Origin of the sequence: Catalinimonas alkaloidigena (assembly GCF_900100765.1) — a bacterium.
GTDB classification, from domain to species: Bacteria; Bacteroidota; Bacteroidia; order Cytophagales; family Flexibacteraceae; genus Mooreia; species Mooreia alkaloidigena.
The window spans coordinates 62,110-79,601 of record NZ_FNFO01000011.1; the positions used below are offsets into that span (position 1 = coordinate 62,110).

The window sequence follows — 17,492 nt, forward strand, 5'->3', positions numbered from 1 at the left end:
GTGGGAAGCCTTACGCAACAAAGGTAAGAAAAGAAATTTAATTACGTATTAATACGTAAAATATTTTCAGTAATCTTTTTGCGCATCGGAAAGGGTACGTAGGTGAGGGAGAAGCTGTTATCCGCTTTTTTGCCACAAGAGCGTAGCGAAAAGGAAGCTATGGCGGAGAGAAGGCAAAAAAATAACCCGGCCGTTCGCTGAGAACCGCCGGGTCGGGTGAGTGAGGAAATTACGTAGTAGGTACGTCAGGCGTGCAGGGCTTGTTGCAGACTGGGCTCTTCTTCGATCTTCTTTAACAGTTCTACAACGTTGCTGACTTCCAGCTTTTTCATGATGTTGAAGCGGTGCGTTTCGATGGTGCGGACGCTCTTGCCAAACTGCGCGGCAATTTCCTTGTTGGGCAACCCTTCCGTGATCAGCCGCAAAATTTCGCGTTCGCGTTTCGTCAGCGTATAGTCGTTGCCGCTCGGCGTGCTCTCGGTGTGTGACGACGGTGCGGTGTCGGCCGCGGCCGGACCGTCCTGCCGGTGATTCAGGTAGCGGTTCACAAACACCCGCGAAATGTCGCCGCTGAAATACTTGCCTCCGCTGTGGACCGTCCGGACCGCCTTGAGGAACTCTTCGCGGCTGGAGCCCTTTAGCAGGTAGCCGTGGGCGCCGTTGTCGACCGATTGCAGAATGTACTCGTCGTCGTCGTGCATCGAAAGGACCAGCACCCGCGTGCGGGGTGAGTATTCCGGCAGGCGGCGGGTCGCCTCCAAGCCGTTCAGTTCCGGCATCCTGATGTCGACAATCAGAAGGTCGGGCCGGTAGTCGCGGGCCATTTCCAGCGCCTGCTGTCCGTTGGCCGCTTCGGCCACTACTTTGATGTCGCCTTCGCTTTCCAGCAGCGAGCGGATGCCCGTTCGTACGAGGCTGTGGTCGTCGGCTAAAATGACATTAATAGGATTCATATACTTTGTTGTGGTGGATGGGAATGTGGATGTTGATGCGCGTGCCCTGCCCCGGCGTCGAGTTGATGTCGAGCTGGGCGTTGATGAACAGCGCGCGTTCCTGCATGTTGAAAATACCTTGTCCGGTGCCGTTGTCGTGAATCTCCCGGATCGACTGTTGCGGATCGAACCCCACGCCATTGTCGCTGATCGTGACGTTCAGCACGTCGAAGTTGTGGCTGAACTCCACCCGAATCTCGTCGGCTTGTGCGTACTTAATCGCGTTGTTCACCGCCTCCTGAATCATCCGGTACAAATTGGTCTCCACGCTCTTTTCTAAACGATTCAGAAAGCCGGTCTTGTTCTCGAACACGATGTTTTTATCGGAAAGACGGCTCATTTCCGCACAGTATTTCTTCGTAACCGGCACAATGCCGTAATCGCTGAGCGAACTGGGCGTCAGGTTGAACGAAATGCGCCGGATTTCTTGGAGGACCTGATTCATGATGTGCTTCACTTCCTGGACGTTATGCGGCAGGTAGCGGCTCTTTTGAGGATCTTCCAGGGTCTCGACCCGGTAGCGCAGGGCGGTCAGCAGTTGGCCGATGCCGTCGTGGAGGTCGCGGGCCAGCCGTCGCCGTTCCTCTTCTTGCCCTTCCAGAATCAGAATGGAGCGGAAGCGTTGTTCCTTCAATTTCTTTTCGATGCGCTCGCGCGTAATTTCCTGCGACCGCGCCCGGGCCTCTTTCTCGTCGGTACGGTTGGTGCCGACCAGCAGCAGTTGCTGCGTCTGGCCGTTGCGGTGCAACAGCGGCACTACGTAGAGGTCGAGCCAGACAAAATCGCCGCTTTCGGACGTCACCTGCACTTCGCCCGTCCAGGGATCGCCCACGCTGCTGAGCTGGCGGATGCGGTGCACATTTTCCGGGGCGTACCCTTCTTCGGTCAGCCAGTCGAACAGGTTGCGGTGCCGTTCGCGGATGTCGCCTTCCATCAGGTGCCGGAACGGCTCCGTCACGTCCGTAAAATCTCCTTGCAAGTCGGTGTGGGCCAGCGGAATGGGTTGCGCCGAGGCGGTGTTGACTTCGGCCAGTTCCTGATACGACTGTTCGAGCGAGTTGTGCAGCACGCCGATCTGGTGTGCCATGTCATGCGCCAGCTTTTCCGACTGAATCAAGTCTTTGATGGTGTTGCGGATCTGCCGGGCGGTAGGCCGGAAAATGAACAGCAGTTCGAAGAGAATGATCGTCAGCGAGATGGCCAGGAAGATGATTTCCAGACGCTTCAGCAGTAGCACCTTGGCGCGGGCTTCCTCGTCGTACTGGAATACGATGGCGTCCATGCTGTCCAGAAAGCCCGATTCGTGCTGTAGGATGGCGTCGACGTAAGGGCGCAATTGCGTCGCCGGGGCATTCGGGTCATCACGTAGAAGCGTCAGGAGCTGGGTAGCATTACGCACCATGGCGTCGTAGTCGGGGGCCAGGGTGGCGAACATCTCCCGGATTACCGCACTGTTTTCGCCCGTCACGTCGAGGCTGGCATCTCCTGCCAACAGACCGTTGTGCGATTGCGTCCACAGGTCGAGCGATTGGGCCAGTTCCGTTTGCAGTGCTTCGCGCGGGGGTGTGGGCGGCGGCGTGATCAGTTGCAGTGCCACTTTGCTGATGCGCTGGCTCAGCATGCGCTGGCGCCCGGCCAGGTTAATCACCCGAGAGTCGTGGGTCTGGCCCGTCAGGTATTGCTGCACGTACAACTGGCTGATGACGATGATGCCGGCGATGCCGGACAGCGCCAGGATGTACATCAAGCCAATCCGCTCGAAATGGTTTTTTTTTCGGGTTGAAGTGGCCATTTCGCCTTTTATAAGTAGCCGGCAAAGCTACGTAAAAATAGAATGGGGAAGCGAAAAGACAGATCGGGAGGTGAGGGGCGTATACGAAAAAAGGAAGGACGCAACCCTTTGGGGCGCAGCTCCTTCCTTACTAACAACAATGGATTAGTCTCGAAAGCCCACGTATACGTAATTGTCCTCAATTTTGACCGGATACGTGGCCAGTGCACACTGCGACCCGTTCAGGTTCTCGCCCGATTTCAGCGAGAAGGTATTCTTATGAAAGGGGCAGGCCACCTTGGGTTCCGCGCCGGCCGTGCCGATCATCCCGCGGGCCAGTACCATCTCGCGCTTGTGCGGACAGAGGTTCTGCGTGGCGTACCATTCCTGGCGGCGCGTAAAGTTGAAAACGGCGATTTGCAGCCCTTTGTATTTGATGCAGGCGCCTCCGTTTTCCGGAAAAGCCGACACCGGCGCGGCTTTGAACCAGACGGTCACGTCCTCGAGGGCCACAGTTTGGTAGTGTTCGGTCAGGATCATGTCTAATGAGTTTAACGTGGAAGGCTTAATGCTCAGCGGGCTTTTGATAGGGTAAGCGTAACCTTTAAGCTTTTTGCTTACGGATCACCAAGCCCCTTTGGCGGGGATTTTCTGGTCGCGCATCGGTACGTAGGCCAGCGTCGGGTCGGGCTCGTCGGCGTTGACAAAGTGGGTGAACCGGGCGCGCAATTCCGGATTTTCGACGACCTCTTTCCATTCGCACTTGTAAACTTCCAGCGTCTGGGCCATCATCCGTTCCAGCTCCTCGCCAATGCCGAGGCAGTCGTTTACCACCACGTCGCGCAGGTACTCCAGGCCGCCGTCCAGTTTGTTGAGCCAGGTGGCGGTGCGCATCAGCGGTTCGGCCGTTTTGATGTAGAACATCAGGAAACGGTCGATGTACCGGATGCACGTTTCCTTGTCGACGTCGCGGGCCAGGATCTGCGCGTGTTGCGGTTTGGCGCCGCCGTTGCCCCCTACAAACAGGTTCCAGCCCTTTTCGGTGGCGATGATGCCGAAGTCTTTGCTCTGCGCTTCGGCGCACTCGCGGATGCAGCCCGAAACGGCACTTTTCAGCTTGTGGGGCGAGCGCAGCCCTTTGTAACGATTTTCGATTTCGATGGCGAACGACACGGAATCGTGCAGGCCGTAGCGGCACCACGTCGAGCCGACGCAGCTTTTGACCGTCCGCAGGGATTTGCCGTAGGCATGGCCGCTCTCGAATCCGGCGTGAATCAACTCTTCCCAGATGTCGGGCAACTGATCGAGGCGCGCGCCAAACAGGTCGATGCGCTGGCCCCCCGTGATTTTGGTATAGAGGCCGTATTTTTTGGCCACCTGCCCGATCACGATCAGTTTGTCGGGCGTAATCTCCCCGCCGGCAATCCGGGGCACCACCGAGTACGTACCGCCGCGCTGAATGTTGGCCAGGTAGCGATCGTTCGAGTCCTGAATCGTGTCCTGCAACAGGATCGGATCGTTCCAGAGGCTGGCCAGGATCGAAGCTACGGCGGGTTTGCACACCTCGCAGCCGTCGCCTTTGCCGTACTGTGTCAGCAGGTCGTCGTACGAACGAATTTCTTTAATATGGATGAGGTCGAACAGTTCCTGGCGGGTGTAGTCGAGGTGTTCGCAGATCACTTTGCGGACCCGCTTGCCCATCGAGGCGAGGGTGGTGTGGTAGAGGTCGGTCACCATCGGCATGCAGCCGCCGCAGCCGGTGCCCGCTTTCGTGCATTTTTTCAGGTCGCCCACACTTTGGGCGGTGCCGTCTTTCACCGCGCTGCAGAGCATGCCCTTCGTCACGTTTTCGCACGAGCAGACCGTCACGTCATCGGGTAGGTTTTCCACGCCTTGGCTGGCCGAACCTTCGCCGCCGCCGCGGGGGCCGAGCAGCAGATCTTCGGGGTGGGGGGGGAGCGTCGCCCCCGATTTGGCCAGGGCCGATAATTGTCCGTAGGCCCCGGCGTCGCCGACCAGAATGCCACCCAACAGGCGCTTGCCGTCGGCCGACAGGTTCAGGCGCTGGTACAGTCCTTCGCGGGCGTTCTGGAAGATGATGGGCGTGCTGGGTTCGGTTTCGGCAAACGCATCGCCGAACGAGGCGACGTCCACGCCGATTAGCTTCAGCTTGGTCGACAGGTCGGTGCTTTGGAACGGTTTCGATTCGCCCAGCAGATGATCTACCACCGTTTCGGCCATGGCGTAGCCGGGGGCCACCAAACCGTAGATCATGCCTTCGTGCAGGGCCACTTCGCCGATGGCGTAGATGTGGGAATCGGAGGTGCGCATGTGGTCGTCGACCACCACACCGCCGCGCGGGCCGACTGCCAACCCGAACTGACGGGCCAGCTCGTCGCGCGGTTTGATGCCCGCCGAAATCACCAGCATGTCCACGTCCAGTTGCGTACCGTCGCCGAATACCAGGGCGTCGAGGTGGCCGTTGCCCGTAATTTCTTTGGTTTGCTTGCCGAGGTGAATGTGGATGCCCAGCGCCTCCAGCCGCGATTGCAACGCATCGGAACCGGCCTGGTCCAGTTGCCGGGGCATCAGGCGAGGGGCCAGTTCCACTACGTGCGGCTCCAGTCCCATGTCGAGCACGGCTTTGGCGGCTTCGAGGCCGAGGAGGCCACCGCCCATCACGGCCGCGCGCCGGCAATCTTTCCCGAAAGCGCTGATGGCTTCCAGGTCTTCGATAGTGCGGTACACAAACACCCCTCGCTTCTCGACACCGGGCACCGGCGGGACGAAGGCCGCCGAGCCGGTCGCCAGTACTAAGTAGTCGTACGAAACTTCGGTTCCCCGGTGCGTACGTAGCACGCGTTGCTCCCGATCGATGTGCGTCACCAGTTCGCCGCAGCGCAGGTCCACTTGGTTTTCGGCATACCATTGGGCGGGCGCTAGTGTCAGTTCATCAACACTAGTGCCTGAAAACCAAGCGCTTAATCGTACACGGTCGTAGGCCGGACGGCACTCTTCGCCGAATACGGTAACAGAAAACGCTTCGTGGCTGGCTTTTTTGCGCAATTTTTCGCAGAATTTGTAACCGACCATTCCATTTCCGACGACAACGACTCGTTTCATACAGCAAGAGTTTAGCGTGATAACGAATGCAAAGTAAAGAAATAAAAATGATAACTACGTATTAATACTTAAAAATTAAGCAAATTTTTCTACCTTTGGTTTGTTACGTAAGTAAATGATCCCTCCGATGAAACTCACGCTGGTAGGTGCCGGTCCCGGCGATCCCGAACTGATTACCCTGAAAGGCATTCGCGCGCTCCGGGCGGCGAATGTGGTGCTGTACGACGCCTTGGCTGCGGAAGCGCTCCTCGACTACGCGCCGGCGGAGGCACTACGTATTTTCGTCGGCAAACGGGCGGGAATGCACTCGGCCCAGCAGCGGGAAATCAACGAGATGATCGTCGACTACGCCCGTCGGTACGGACACGTCGTGCGCCTGAAAGGGGGCGATCCGTTCGTGTTCGGGCGGGGGCAGGAAGAAAAAGACTACGCCGAACTGCACGGCCTGACGGTGGAAGTCGTACCCGGCATCAGCAGCGCGCTGGCCGTTCCCGCACTGCACGGCATTCCGCTGACCGAACGCGGCCTCGCGCGGAGTTTCTGGGTGGTTACCGGCACCACGCGCCAGGGTTCCCTCGCCGACGATCTGGTTCACGCCGCGCGTTCGTCGGCAACGGTCGTCATCCTGATGGGCATGAAGCAACTGCCGCTCATCACCCGCGAATTCAAGCGCCACCGCGGGCCGCACGAACCCGTCGCCATCATCCAGAACGGCAGCCGCCCCGATATGAAAATGGGGGTGGGCAACGTCAGCACCATCGAAGGCATTGTGACGCGGGAGGGACTGGACTCACCGGCCATCATCATCGTCGGCCCGGTCGTGCGCAACACGCAACAGCCTACTCAACAGGCAGTGGAAGAAATCATCCGGCAGTTGCCCACCATCGTTCGCCAGCCCCAACACTAAGTTTTCGTTCGGAGTCAGGAGAGACCAACTCCCGGGAGGCAGAGGTACCAAGCCGAGCGCGGAATCAGGATTTTACCGGCGCATTCATGTACCTTGAGGTGGCTATGGTCTATCCTTTCGTCATCAAAGTACGCCGCCCTCTCAGCGCAGAAACCTTAACCGATGCAGAGGTATTGGATTTGATGCGAATGCGGCTCGTACTCGAAGGGTATCGACTGGCTCAGACCGAACACCGATTGGAAGGAAAAAGAAAATGGGGACGTCGTTACCGGGCGAACACCTTGTTTGCGCTGCCTACCTTGCGCCTTACAGTAACGGTGCAGCGCAAGAAGGGACGGCGGTACTTGCGGCTGGTTAGTAAAAACAACGAAGCCTATTATGCGATCGCTGCCTTCGGCGCAGCAAGTAGTCTTTTGTCTGGAGCCTGGCAGACAGGGCTACTGATGTTCCTGATCGGATTTGGGTGGTCGAGTATCCTGTTTTTTCTGTTCCAGACCCCGCTCCATTACTTCTGGCTACAACGACGAGCCCAAGCGCTGAACGAACACTACAACACGGAGCGACGACGGTATGAGCAAATGATGCAGCTTGAAGAGGAGGCTCGCGTTGAGTGGGGCCCGATTCCCCGGAAAGATGTGGTTCTGTTGGTTCTCCTCCTACTGGGCTTCGGCCTGTTGATATATGGTGCCGTACGCTGGTGGGCATGAGACTTTACCGGCTTTTTTGAAGAAGAAGCATTTTTTTGCGGCTTCTGCATTAAGTTAGTGACATGACCGACACTACCCGACTTGCCCGCACCCTGGAGGCCATCGACGCCGCCAACGCCGCCGATCCGCATCAGGAATCGTTCGAAGGAAAATCTGCCCCGAAAGAGTGGTTGTACGGACGCCGAATGAGCGAAACACTGGCGTTGCTGGAGCCCTCGGCGTCGGAGGCCCTGCAGCTGGCCGTGCGGAGTCAGCACATCCGGCGGTGGGAAGTGCCCCGCGACTCGTACCCGATGGACCGCCCCGGTTACCTGCGTTGGCGGAAAGATTTACAAGATTTTCACAGCGAACAGGCTACAGCCATTCTGGAGGCAGAAGGCTATTCGGCCGAGGAGATCGGGCGGGTGACCGATCTGCTGCACAAGCGGAAGTTCAAGGTCGATCCCGAAGCGCAAACACTGGAAGATGTGGCCTGTCTGGTGTTTCTGCGCTACTACCTGGACGAGTTCATGCGGCAGCATCCCGAAGAAAAGGTCGTCGAGATCATCGCCAAAACCTGGAAGAAAATGTCGGAAAAGGGCCATCAGGCTGCCCTCAAATTGCCCCTCTCCGCAGAAGCGGGTCGTGTGGTGCAGAAGGCGCTGGCGTAACCTACGGGCGTTTGGGTGTAGCCTGCGGATTCGGAAAATGGTCGGTTTCGTCTTCCAGCGGTCGCTTGTGCAGGCACTGAAAATCCTTCTCGATCAAAAGAAAAAGTGCCTCGTCCGTCCCGTTGTCCTGCCGGTGCTGAATCCCTACTTCGTCGGAGTAGGCCCAGGTAGTCGCGTCAGCCTGCGGCAGTTCCACCCGTAGTTCATGATCCTCAAACGCCGCGGTCGGTTCCGCCACGGTGCCCGGCACAAGGGCGTAGGTCAAACGCGTAGGTCCGAACTGCACCGTCTCGCGCACCGTCGCGCCGTTCGCCACCTGATCTACTTCCGATTGCGTCAGCCGGAGCCGAATGCTGTTTCCTTTGATCCGTAATTTCATAAGGTGATTGAACGATTGCGTGGATGAATGATGGAGTGAAATAGCCAGTTCTGGAGGACAGCTTGCTTGGAATGGATGCCGGAGGCAAACTGAAGGTCAGTTTGAGACAGCCAGCAGAAACGTCTATATCGTCCAGTGGGTGTCGATTCTGCGACCTTTCCTCTTCCGGCTTCCCGTCACCGGCCCTCCCGTCCTCCGACTACTGTAATTTAATGTCCTTGCGTTTCTCGGCGTCGGCCAGAGAAATCAGGAAGGCGTATTCCATCGCCGTTTCCCGGTAACGCTCGAAGCGTCCGGACGCGCCGCCGTGGCCCGCACTCATGTTGGTGTGGAGCAGCAGCGGGTTCTGGTCCGTCTTCAGGTCACGCAATTTGGCGACCCACTTGGCCGGCTCCCAGTACTGCACCTGCGAGTCGTGGAGGCCGGTCAGCACCAGCAGGGCGGGGTAGTCCTTCGCGGCTACGTTGTCGTACGGCGAGTAGGAGAGGATGTAGTCGTAATAGGCCTTGTCGTTGGGGTTGCCCCATTCGTCGTATTCGCTGGTGGTGAGCGGAATGCTCTCGTCCAGCATGGTCGTCACCACGTCGACAAACGGCACGTCAGCAATCACGCCTTTGAACAGATCGGGACGCATGTTGACCACCGCGCCCATCAGCAGGCCCCCGGCGCTGCCACCCGCGGCAAAGAGGCGGGTCGAGTCCGCGTAGTTTTCCTGCACCAGAAACTCCCCGCAGTCGATGAAGTCGGTAAACGTGTTTTTCTTATGCAGCAGCTTGCCGTTCTCGTACCAGGCGCGGCCCATCTCATCGCCGCCCCGGATGTGGGCGATGGCGTAGACAAAGCCGCGGTCCAGCAGGCTGAGGCGCGAGGAACTGAACGAGTCAGACAGGCCGTAGCCGTAGGAACCGTAGCCGTAGAGCAGCAGCGGCGACGAGCCGTCGAGCGGTGTGCCTTTGCGGTAAACAATCGAGACGGGGATGCGCGTGCCGTCGCGCGCGATGGCGAAGCGGCGCTCGGCCTGGTAGTTGTTCGGATCGAAATTGCCCAGCACTTCCTCCTGCTTGCGCAGCAGCCTTTCTTTCGTCTGCATGTGGTAGTCGTAGGTGGAGTTGGGCGTGGTGAGCGACGAGTATTCGTAGCGCAGCCAGTCGGTGTCAAATTCGCGGTTGGTGCCGATGCTCGCCGCGTAGGTCTCTTCCCCGAAATCGAGGTAATGTTCCGCGCTGGTGCGCTGGTTGCGGACACGCAGTTGCGTCAGGCCCTCTTTTTTCTCCTGCAACACCAGCCAGTTGCGAAACACGTCGATCTCTTCGAGCAGCACGTCGGGCCGGTGGGGAATCACTTCTTTCCAGTTTTCTTTCGCCGTCGCGTGGAGCGGCGTTTCCATGAGCCGGAAGTTCTGCGCCTCCAGGTTCGTGCGGATGTAGAAATGGTTCTGGTAATGGTCGGGATAATACTCCAGGCCGCGTTCGCGGGGTTGCATCACCTTGAACGATTCCTGCGGCGTGTCGGCATCGAGGTAGCGAAATTCGGTCGTCAGAGTACTGTGCGAGCCGATCAGCAGGAATTTGTCCGACTTGGTTTTAACGGCGTAGCACGAAAACGTCTCGTCGTCTTCCCGGTAAATTTCTTCTGCCGACTCGCTCGGTTCGCCCAGCCGGTAGCGGATGACGCGATCGGCGCGCAGGGTCGTGCTGTCTTTGCCGGTGCAGAACACCGTCTGGCTGTCGTTGGCCCAGGCGATGCTCCCTGTGGTGTTGGGCAGCGCGTAGGGCAGCGTTTCGCCCGTATTCAGGTTTTTGAAGTGGATCGTGTAGCGGCGGCGGCTGACCGTATCGACGCCATACGCCAGCGTCAGGTTATCGGGACTGACCCGCAGGCCGACCACCTGATAATAATCGTGTCCCTGGGCCAGGTCGTTGACGTTCAGCAGAATTTCTTCTTCGGCGTCTTCGCTTTTCTTCCGGCAGAAAATCGGGTACTCGCGGCCCTCTTCGTACCGCGAATAGTAAAGGTAGCCGTGATCGGGATAAGGCACCGAGGCATCGTTCTGTTTGATACGCCCGACCATCTCCTCGTACAGTTCTTCCTGCATTTCCTCCGTATCCTTCAGCATCTCTTTCGTGTAGGCGTTTTCCGCCTCCAGGTACTGCACCACCTTCGGGTTTTCGCGCTGGTTGAGCCAGTAGTAGGGATCGTGGCGCGTATGGCCATGAATGGTGAGCGCCGTATCGACCTTCTCGGCCCGGGGGGGCGTCAGGGTCTGCGCGGTGCCTTTGTCAGGAGAATCAGAACAGGCAGAAGTGAGCATGAGGGTGGCGTAGAAAAGACCAACGGAGCGATGCGACATGCGATTGGGATTTTACCAAGCCGTAAAGGAAACGCAAACCGCCGATAATTCAAATGATCTTTTCTAAACAATTATCACCTCATTTGCCAGAAAGCGGGAAGATCTGTAACCATGGTTTCGGATGGAGGGGCGCACCCCGAGGGGTATAGGCTCACCCGCAGACGCCGGATCGCTCAACGGTGGCCGATCACGGCGCTCTGCCAACGGCCGTAGCGTTAGGGTTAATGGTGTTACTCGTTCAGTTCGTACCATTCGATGTCGGTGAGGGGCGCGCGGCGTCCGCCCTCCTGTGGTGCGTAGTGCGTCGCCAGATAGTCGAGGATGGCGTCTTCGTTCGGGCCGAGGTCCCACAGCCCCTGCGTCCGCTGCATCCAGCGGATCATCTGCAACCAGCCTTCCCGCGACGCCCGGTTTTGCGCCACCAACTGCCCCCCGTGGCAGGCAGTACAGGTCGCCTTGACCAGCGGATAATGCTCGGCGACGACCAGGCCCGTCGCCGTGTCGATGGGCAGGGCGGCCGTGGAATCGAGGGCAGAAGTCACGGGTGTGTCGGTGGCGAGCGAATCGGCCGGGGGCGTGGTGGAATCGGGCGAGCCGTAGTCCGGCAGGTAAAGTAGGGCGATGCCCACCACGAGGACCAGCAGCACCAGTAGCAAAAACGGAAACGGACGGCGGGGGCGCGGACGAATCATACTTTTTTAACGGCGATGCGGTGACAGGCGTTGTTGACGTAGCCGCCGGGATTCCAGGCCGGCACCACCATCGGTTGCATCACGCCCTGGTCGTCGGTGGCGCGGGCCCACACTTCGTAATAGCCCGGTTGCGGGAAGCGAATCGTGGTGTTCCACTGCTGCCACGCCAGCCGGTTCGGTGGGGATTGCAGCGTGCAGGGCTGCCAGGTGGCCCCGTAGTCGATCGAAGTGTGCATCGCTTGTACGCGGTGGTCGCCCGCCCACGCATGCCCGCGAACCGCCAGTGTCTGGTTTTCTGAGAGCATCGCACCCGTTTTCGGATAGGTGATGAGTGATTTCACCGGCATCGATTCGATAATCTTCAGGTCTTCGTCCGGAACGTCGGTGCCCGGCGCGACCGGATGGGCCGGTACACGGTACGAGGTGCCGGTCATCTTCTGTCCGTCGTGTACTTGGTTGCGCACCGCAATGCGGTAGAGCCATTTGCCCGACACCGAGCCGGGCCAGCCGCCGATCACCAGCCGCAGCGGGTAGCCGTGCACCAGCGGAATGTCCTGCCCGTTCATCTGCCAGGCCAGCAGCGTCTCGTCTTCCAGCGCCTTGTGCATCGGCACGCCCCGCGAAATCACCTCCTTGTTCGGATCGCCGCTCAGGTGGACGTCGCGCCCGTAGTAGCCGATGTAGACCGCATCCTGCCCGAAGCCGACCTCGCGGAGCACGTCCTTCAGCCGCACGCCCGTCCATGCCGCGCAACTCACCGCGCCCACCTGCCACTGGTTGCCGTGCCCCGGCGGATTGTATTCGTAGCGTCCGTTGCCGCCGCATTCGATCGTGAGGCGGTAGGTATGGTGGGCAAACCGTTTTTTCAGGTCTTCCAGCGAAAACGTTTTGGGGTTCGGGACCGATTCGCCGTCGATGGTCAGCGTCCACGCGTCGACGTTGGCGATCTGCGGCGTCAGGCCGTTGTTGCGCACAAACATCCGGTCGGCGGGCGTCACGGCGTCGTCGAGCAGATGTGCCGGCGTCTCCACGTTCCAGGGCCGGTCGCTCAGCACCCTCATCTCCGGCACCTTGCTTTTCAGGTCAAACGGATCGGAGGCCGCCAGGGCCAGCGGCAGGTGAAACTTCGGAAGCGATTCTGCAAAGGCCAATTCGGTGCCCAGGGCGGTGGCCAGCGTCGCCAGCATACTTTTTTTCAGAAAGCCGCGCCGGTCCCACAAGTCGAGTTGCTGCATAGCAAAAAAGATAGGTTGCAGCAGGCAAATTACAAAAAGCGTTCAGGTTGCAGACGAAGCGCAACAAACTCAGCAAATGGTAGAAGGCATTAGCCCTATGAGCTTCGAAATAGAGACACCGACAGCCATACGCTCAAAAGTCACTTTGGCCCTTTGTCGGGAGAAAGAAACTCAGGTGGAACAAAAAGCCGGAAACGCTCTCCTCACGTGTTGTCAGAATTCCCAGCGGAGAAAAGGCCCATAATGATCCTGAAACGCCTTGTGGGGACCGAACCGGTCCAGGTTTGCGCCGATACCAACGATGCAGGGCCCTCGTTTGAGTCCCGCCCGGAGGTAAAGGTAGCTACGGTTATGTGCGTTTTCCTGTAGGGTGTGGTTGTAGAAAAACTGCAGCCGCGTGTAGAGTGACCACTGTGGGGCGAGCGCAGGTTTGTATTCGTACAGACCGAACAGCTTCAGGTCGTGGCTCGCGTTGAGGGTATACGAAACTACGGTGACCGCTAAGATCTTGCGGGAAGCGTAGCTGTGCTGAGGCCCCACAATCGGCGCAAACCCCGCATGGGTATTGATGTCGGTACCCGCCATGAGGCCAAATCCTTTGCCGAAAGCATAGCTGAACTGCACAGGAATGATGATGCGCAGGTCCGGGGAGTCAGAAGTGTAGCCGGTCGTATAGGTCGCTACGCTGAAAAAGCCGAATCGGCTGTGGGGTGCAAAGGATTTCTTGACCACCATCTGAAAGTAAAGCTGTTGGGGGCTGAACATCATCTCGACGGGCAGGGGCGGTTCCGGCGCTTGCGCCCGAAGCGTCTGCGGAACGAAACCGAGGAGAAGCAATACAAGCAGGAGAAGCGTCTTGGTTGAATGCACAGGGGGTAGGTTGCCGGTGAACTTTATGGAAAACTTTGTTCCTAAAGTTCGCGACCGGCACGGCGGCAAACGTTGCGCTACCGCAATGTTTGCCGCAATCCCCAGACGTTATAACTCCGTTTTCAGGCGACTCAGCGTATAGGGGGTCACGCCCAGATAAGAAGCAATGACTTTGTTGGAGAGGCGCGATACGATTTTGGGCTGGTAGCGCATGAGCCACCGCAACCGCTCCAGCGCGCTTTCGCCTTGCAAGCCATAGATCCGCTTCTGAGAGGTGATGTAGGCCATTTCCAGCATATCACGGTAGATCAGGTTGAATTGCGGGACGGTGTCGACCAGCTGAAAAAAGTCATCTCTGCCGATAACTAAAACTTCAGACTTTTCGATAGCCTGCAAAAACTCGAACGAAGGCTGTTGCTCGATCAGGCTGGTTAGCGCTGTCCCGAATTTTCCCTCAAAAGTGAAGTAGCGAGTCAGTTCCTGGCCTTCCGGCGTCAGGGTATAGATGCGGATACATCCCTTGGTCACAAAATAATGGTGCCGGCATACGTCACCTGCCGAAAGCAAAACCTCGTTTCTGCGGACTTTCTTCGGTTCGAAGTAAGCACGTATGGTCTCGAATGTCGCCGGGTCCACGTCCGTTTTTTCCTGAAAGTAGCGATGGAGAAGCTCGTGCATAGCCGGGTAAACCAGAAGCGATCAACTGATAGCAGCGTCTTATCGATGTCTTTATGAACGGTATCGGTCTTCCTCACACCATCACCGCGGCCAGGACCCAGACGATCAGGGCGGCGGAGACTCCCAGAATCAAGGTGCCGACGGTCTGAAAGCGGAAGCCGTGCCGCACGGTCATGTTCGACATCTGCGTGAAGATCCAGAAGAAACTGTCGTTGGCGTGAGAAACGACCAGCGCCCCGGCCCCGATGGCCAGCACCACCAGCGCCCGTGCCACGTCGGAATCGTAGCCCAGCGTGGCGAGCAGAGGCGCGACGATGGAGGCCGTCGTGATGATGGACACCGTAGAAGACCCTTGTGCGGACTTGATGCCCGCCGCCAGGATAAACGGCAGCCAGATGCCGAGGCTCATGCCCGACAGCGCCCCGCCGATTACGTCGGCAATGCCGGAGTTTTGCAGCACCCGCCCGAAGGCTCCGCCCGCGCCGGTGATGAGCAGAATCAGGGCCGCGTCCAGCAGGCCCCGGCCGACCCACCCTTGGGGCGAGAGCATTGCTTTCTCCAGCCGCCGGGGAAGCAGAAAGGCCAGCGCCATCCCGATCAGCAGCGCCACGACCGGATCGCCGACGAACAGAAGGACGTCCACGAACGAAGAAGCGCCCAGCGGCTGGGACGGCAGCGCCGCCACGGAACGGCCCACGATGAGCACCAGCGGCACCAGAATCGGCAGGAGAGACTTCAGGGAAGAGGGCGCGTGTTGCAGGCGTTCTCCGATTTCCGCTTCGGTCATGTCAGGATTCGGGTCGATGTAGGTCCGGGCCGCTACGCGCGTGGCGAACAGCCAGCCGCAGCAAAGGGCCACCAGACTCACCGGCAGCGAGAGCAGGATGACGAGCCCCAGGTCGGCTTCCAGAATGCCGGCGGCGGCAATCGGGCCGGGCGTCGGGGGAATGAGTGCGTGGGCCGTCGAAAGGCCGAGCCCCAGCGCGACCGCCGTGCCGGCCAGCGATACTTTTGCCCGGGCCGAGAGGGCCTTGTTGAGGGGGGCCAGGATCACGAAGCCGGAATCGGAGAAAACCGGAATGGCCACCACGTACCCGATCAGGGCCATGGCCGTTGCCACGTGGCGGTGCCCGATGCCGTTCAGGATTTTCTCAGCCAGCCGGAACGCCCCGCCCGAGCGCTCCAGGAACACCCCGATGATGGTTCCGGCGATGATGATCAGGCCGATCTTGCCCAGCGTGTCGCCGAAGCCTTGGTTGATGGCAGCCACTACCTGGTCGGGGGGCATGCCCGACAGCAGGCCGAACAGCAGCGAAGCGCCGATCAGGGCCAGAAACGGATGAAGTTGCAGACGGGTGGTGGTGACGACGATGAACGCGACGCAGAGCAGAAGCAGGAGGAGTAGCACGGGTGGTAGTCGAGGTGGTTGTGCTGCAAAATACAATTTGTTGACCAGTTACCCGCAGACCTTTCGGCTACCCCTCGTTGTCCCGGAACGCCTGGCGGATGCGGCTGTCCGGACTGCCTTTCGCCAAACGGCACTCGGACCCGTTACGACTCGACCACCTGCGGCCGTTGCGCCTGGCGTTGCGGCCAGTGAAAGAACAGCTTGGGATCGAGGTCGGGTTTGGGATAGAAGAGGCTGGCGACGTACCCCACGCCGATCACGATCAGGTGGCTGTAGACGCCGAGCATGTACTTGTGCTGGGTGAAGTTGTACGCCCCGAAATCGAGCAGCAGGTGTTTGTTGGCACCGATCCCGATGCGCGTCGAGGTGAGGAAGGAGTAGGCCGTGAACAGAATGCAGGCGATGATGCCGATCGTGACGCCCGGCAGGTTGGCGCGTCGGCTGAACAGGCCGAGCAGGAAAATACCCGCGATGCCACCCGAAAAGATGGCGTACAGCGTAAACACGATGCCCAGCACGCCCTCGTCGCCCGCCTGCAGGTAGAGCGACGCCACGCCGATGGCTCCCAGCCCGGACAACACGACGATCCACCGCCCGACTTTCAGGTAGTTCTGGTCCTGTTGGTGCGGCCGCAGCCGCTTGTAGTAATCTTCCACGCCCACCGCCGCGAGGCAGTTGAGGTCGGAGTCGAGGCTGGACACCGCCGCGGCGATGAGCGCCGCCAGAATGAGGCCGGTGACGCCGGGGGGCAGTTGGGTGGTGATGAAGTACGGGAACACGGCGTCCGGGCGCATCCCTTCGGGGAGCGGTTGCTGTTGGTAAAACACAAACAGCGCCGTACCGATAAACATGAACAGCGCCCACAGCGGCACGGTCAACAACACGCCCATCAGCGAAGCCCGAATGGCCGACTTATCGGAGCGGGCGGTGAGGTACCGTTGCACTACGGTCTGGTCGGTGCCGTATTTCTGGATCGCGTAGAACACGCCGTTGAGCGCCATCACCCAGAACGTCAGTTGCTTGAAGTCCCAGTCGTACGGTCCGAAGCCCGTCTTGCCGCTTTCCGAGGCGATTTCCCAGACGGCTGCCGGACCGCCCTCCACCGAAAAGAGGATGATCCCGAGGCAGATCAACCCGCCGCCAATCAGCATAAACCCTTGGATCACGTCCAGCCAGATCACCGCCTCGATGCCGCCCATCAGCGTCAGCACGATGATGATGATGCCCAGCACCCAGATGGTGGCAAACGTGTTGGCGCCGGTCATGTTGGCCAGTGCCAGCGCCAGCAGGAAAAAGACGGTGCCCATCTTGGAGAAGTGGGCGAGCACAAACGCCAGCGAGGCGTACAGGCGCGGGAACAAGCCGAAGCGTTTTTCGAAGTATTCGTAGGCGCTCAGTCCGATGACCCGCCGGAACAGCGGCACGATGAACCAGATCATCCCGACCAATATCAGCGGTACCATCAGCCCCTGCACCAACAGAATCCAGTTGTCGGAAAACCCTTCGCCGGGATAGGCTAGAAACGTCACGCTACTGATCAGCGTCGCCAGCAGCGACATCCCGATGGCCCACGACGGCAGCGACCCACTGGCCGCGAAGTAGTCTTTGGTGGACTGTTGCTTCTTCGCGAACCGGGCGCCGATCCAGAGCGAAACGACCAGCGAAAGAAAGATGATGACGTAGTCGAGCCAGTGAAGGGTGGCGTAATGCATGGTGGTAGGTAGGGTAGA

15 protein-coding genes are annotated in these 17,492 nt (G+C 59.2%); 3 read left to right on the top strand and 12 right to left on the bottom strand.

Annotation, left to right across the window (positions count from 1 at the left end):
- Positions 1-245 precede the first annotated feature (245 nt).
- From BLR44_RS22870 to nirB, 4 genes are all read right to left on the bottom strand, one after another.
- A complete protein-coding gene (locus BLR44_RS22870; protein WP_089686539.1) occupies positions 246-953 on the bottom strand; it encodes a response regulator transcription factor in 708 nt (235 codons plus the stop codon).
- Positions 940-2,784: a sensor histidine kinase gene (locus tag BLR44_RS22875; RefSeq protein ID WP_089686541.1), complete on the bottom strand. Its 1,845-nt coding sequence runs from the start codon at positions 2,782-2,784 to the stop codon at positions 940-942. Before BLR44_RS22875 ends, BLR44_RS22870 begins: the two co-directional genes overlap by 14 nt.
- Before the next feature lie 144 nt (positions 2,785-2,928).
- Complete coding sequence (nirD, locus tag BLR44_RS22880) at positions 2,929-3,303, bottom strand: nitrite reductase small subunit NirD (protein WP_089686543.1); 375 nt, start codon at positions 3,301-3,303, stop codon at positions 2,929-2,931.
- Between the two features lie 84 nt (positions 3,304-3,387).
- Positions 3,388-5,886, bottom strand: coding sequence for a nitrite reductase large subunit NirB (nirB, locus tag BLR44_RS22885; protein ID WP_089686545.1), 2,499 nt, complete (start codon positions 5,884-5,886; stop codon positions 3,388-3,390).
- A gap of 127 nt (positions 5,887-6,013) precedes the next feature.
- Between nirB and cobA the strand changes: the two genes are divergently transcribed.
- The 3 genes from cobA (at position 6,014) to BLR44_RS22900 (ending at position 8,150) form a co-directional block, all read left to right on the top strand.
- Positions 6,014-6,793 carry a uroporphyrinogen-III C-methyltransferase gene (cobA, locus tag BLR44_RS22890; protein WP_089686547.1) on the top strand — a complete coding sequence of 260 codons (780 nt, stop codon included), beginning with the start codon at positions 6,014-6,016 and terminating at the stop codon, positions 6,791-6,793.
- A gap of 104 nt (positions 6,794-6,897) precedes the next feature.
- Positions 6,898-7,500, top strand: a complete 603-nt coding sequence (locus BLR44_RS22895) for a hypothetical protein (protein ID WP_218127158.1) — start codon at positions 6,898-6,900, stop codon at positions 7,498-7,500.
- Between the two features lie 62 nt (positions 7,501-7,562).
- Positions 7,563-8,150 carry a DUF4202 domain-containing protein gene (locus BLR44_RS22900; RefSeq protein WP_089686551.1) on the top strand — a complete coding sequence of 196 codons (588 nt, stop codon included), beginning with the start codon at positions 7,563-7,565 and terminating at the stop codon, positions 8,148-8,150.
- Between the two features lies 1 nt (position 8,151).
- Here BLR44_RS22900 and BLR44_RS22905 read toward each other — a convergent pair whose 3' ends face one another.
- The 8 genes from BLR44_RS22905 to BLR44_RS22940 form a co-directional block, all read right to left on the bottom strand.
- A complete protein-coding gene (locus BLR44_RS22905; protein WP_089686552.1) occupies positions 8,152-8,529 on the bottom strand; it encodes a DUF7009 family protein in 378 nt (125 codons plus the stop codon).
- Between the two features lie 199 nt (positions 8,530-8,728).
- Complete coding sequence (locus BLR44_RS22910; protein WP_089686555.1) at positions 8,729-10,879, bottom strand: S9 family peptidase; 2,151 nt, start codon at positions 10,877-10,879, stop codon at positions 8,729-8,731.
- A gap of 230 nt (positions 10,880-11,109) precedes the next feature.
- Positions 11,110-11,571, bottom strand: a complete 462-nt coding sequence (locus BLR44_RS22915; protein ID WP_089686557.1) for a hypothetical protein — start codon at positions 11,569-11,571, stop codon at positions 11,110-11,112.
- Entirely contained in the window at positions 11,568-12,806 is a 1,239-nt protein-coding gene (locus BLR44_RS22920; RefSeq protein ID WP_089686559.1) for a sulfite oxidase, read from the bottom strand. The genes BLR44_RS22915 and BLR44_RS22920 overlap by 4 nt, the downstream gene beginning before the upstream one ends.
- A 213-nt stretch (positions 12,807-13,019) precedes the next feature.
- Positions 13,020-13,676, bottom strand: a complete 657-nt coding sequence (locus BLR44_RS22925; RefSeq protein WP_089686562.1) for a hypothetical protein — start codon at positions 13,674-13,676, stop codon at positions 13,020-13,022.
- Between the two features lie 108 nt (positions 13,677-13,784).
- Positions 13,785-14,354 carry a Crp/Fnr family transcriptional regulator gene (locus tag BLR44_RS22930; protein WP_089686564.1) on the bottom strand — a complete coding sequence of 190 codons (570 nt, stop codon included), beginning with the start codon at positions 14,352-14,354 and terminating at the stop codon, positions 13,785-13,787.
- A 73-nt stretch (positions 14,355-14,427) separates the two neighbouring features.
- Positions 14,428-15,762, bottom strand: coding sequence for a GntP family permease (locus BLR44_RS22935; RefSeq protein WP_218127159.1), 1,335 nt, complete (start codon positions 15,760-15,762; stop codon positions 14,428-14,430).
- 143 nt (positions 15,763-15,905) lie between these two features.
- On the bottom strand, positions 15,906-17,474 hold the full coding sequence (locus BLR44_RS22940; protein ID WP_089686566.1) for a sodium:solute symporter family protein: 1,569 nt from the start codon (positions 17,472-17,474) through the stop codon (positions 15,906-15,908).
- Positions 17,475-17,492 lie beyond the last annotated feature (18 nt).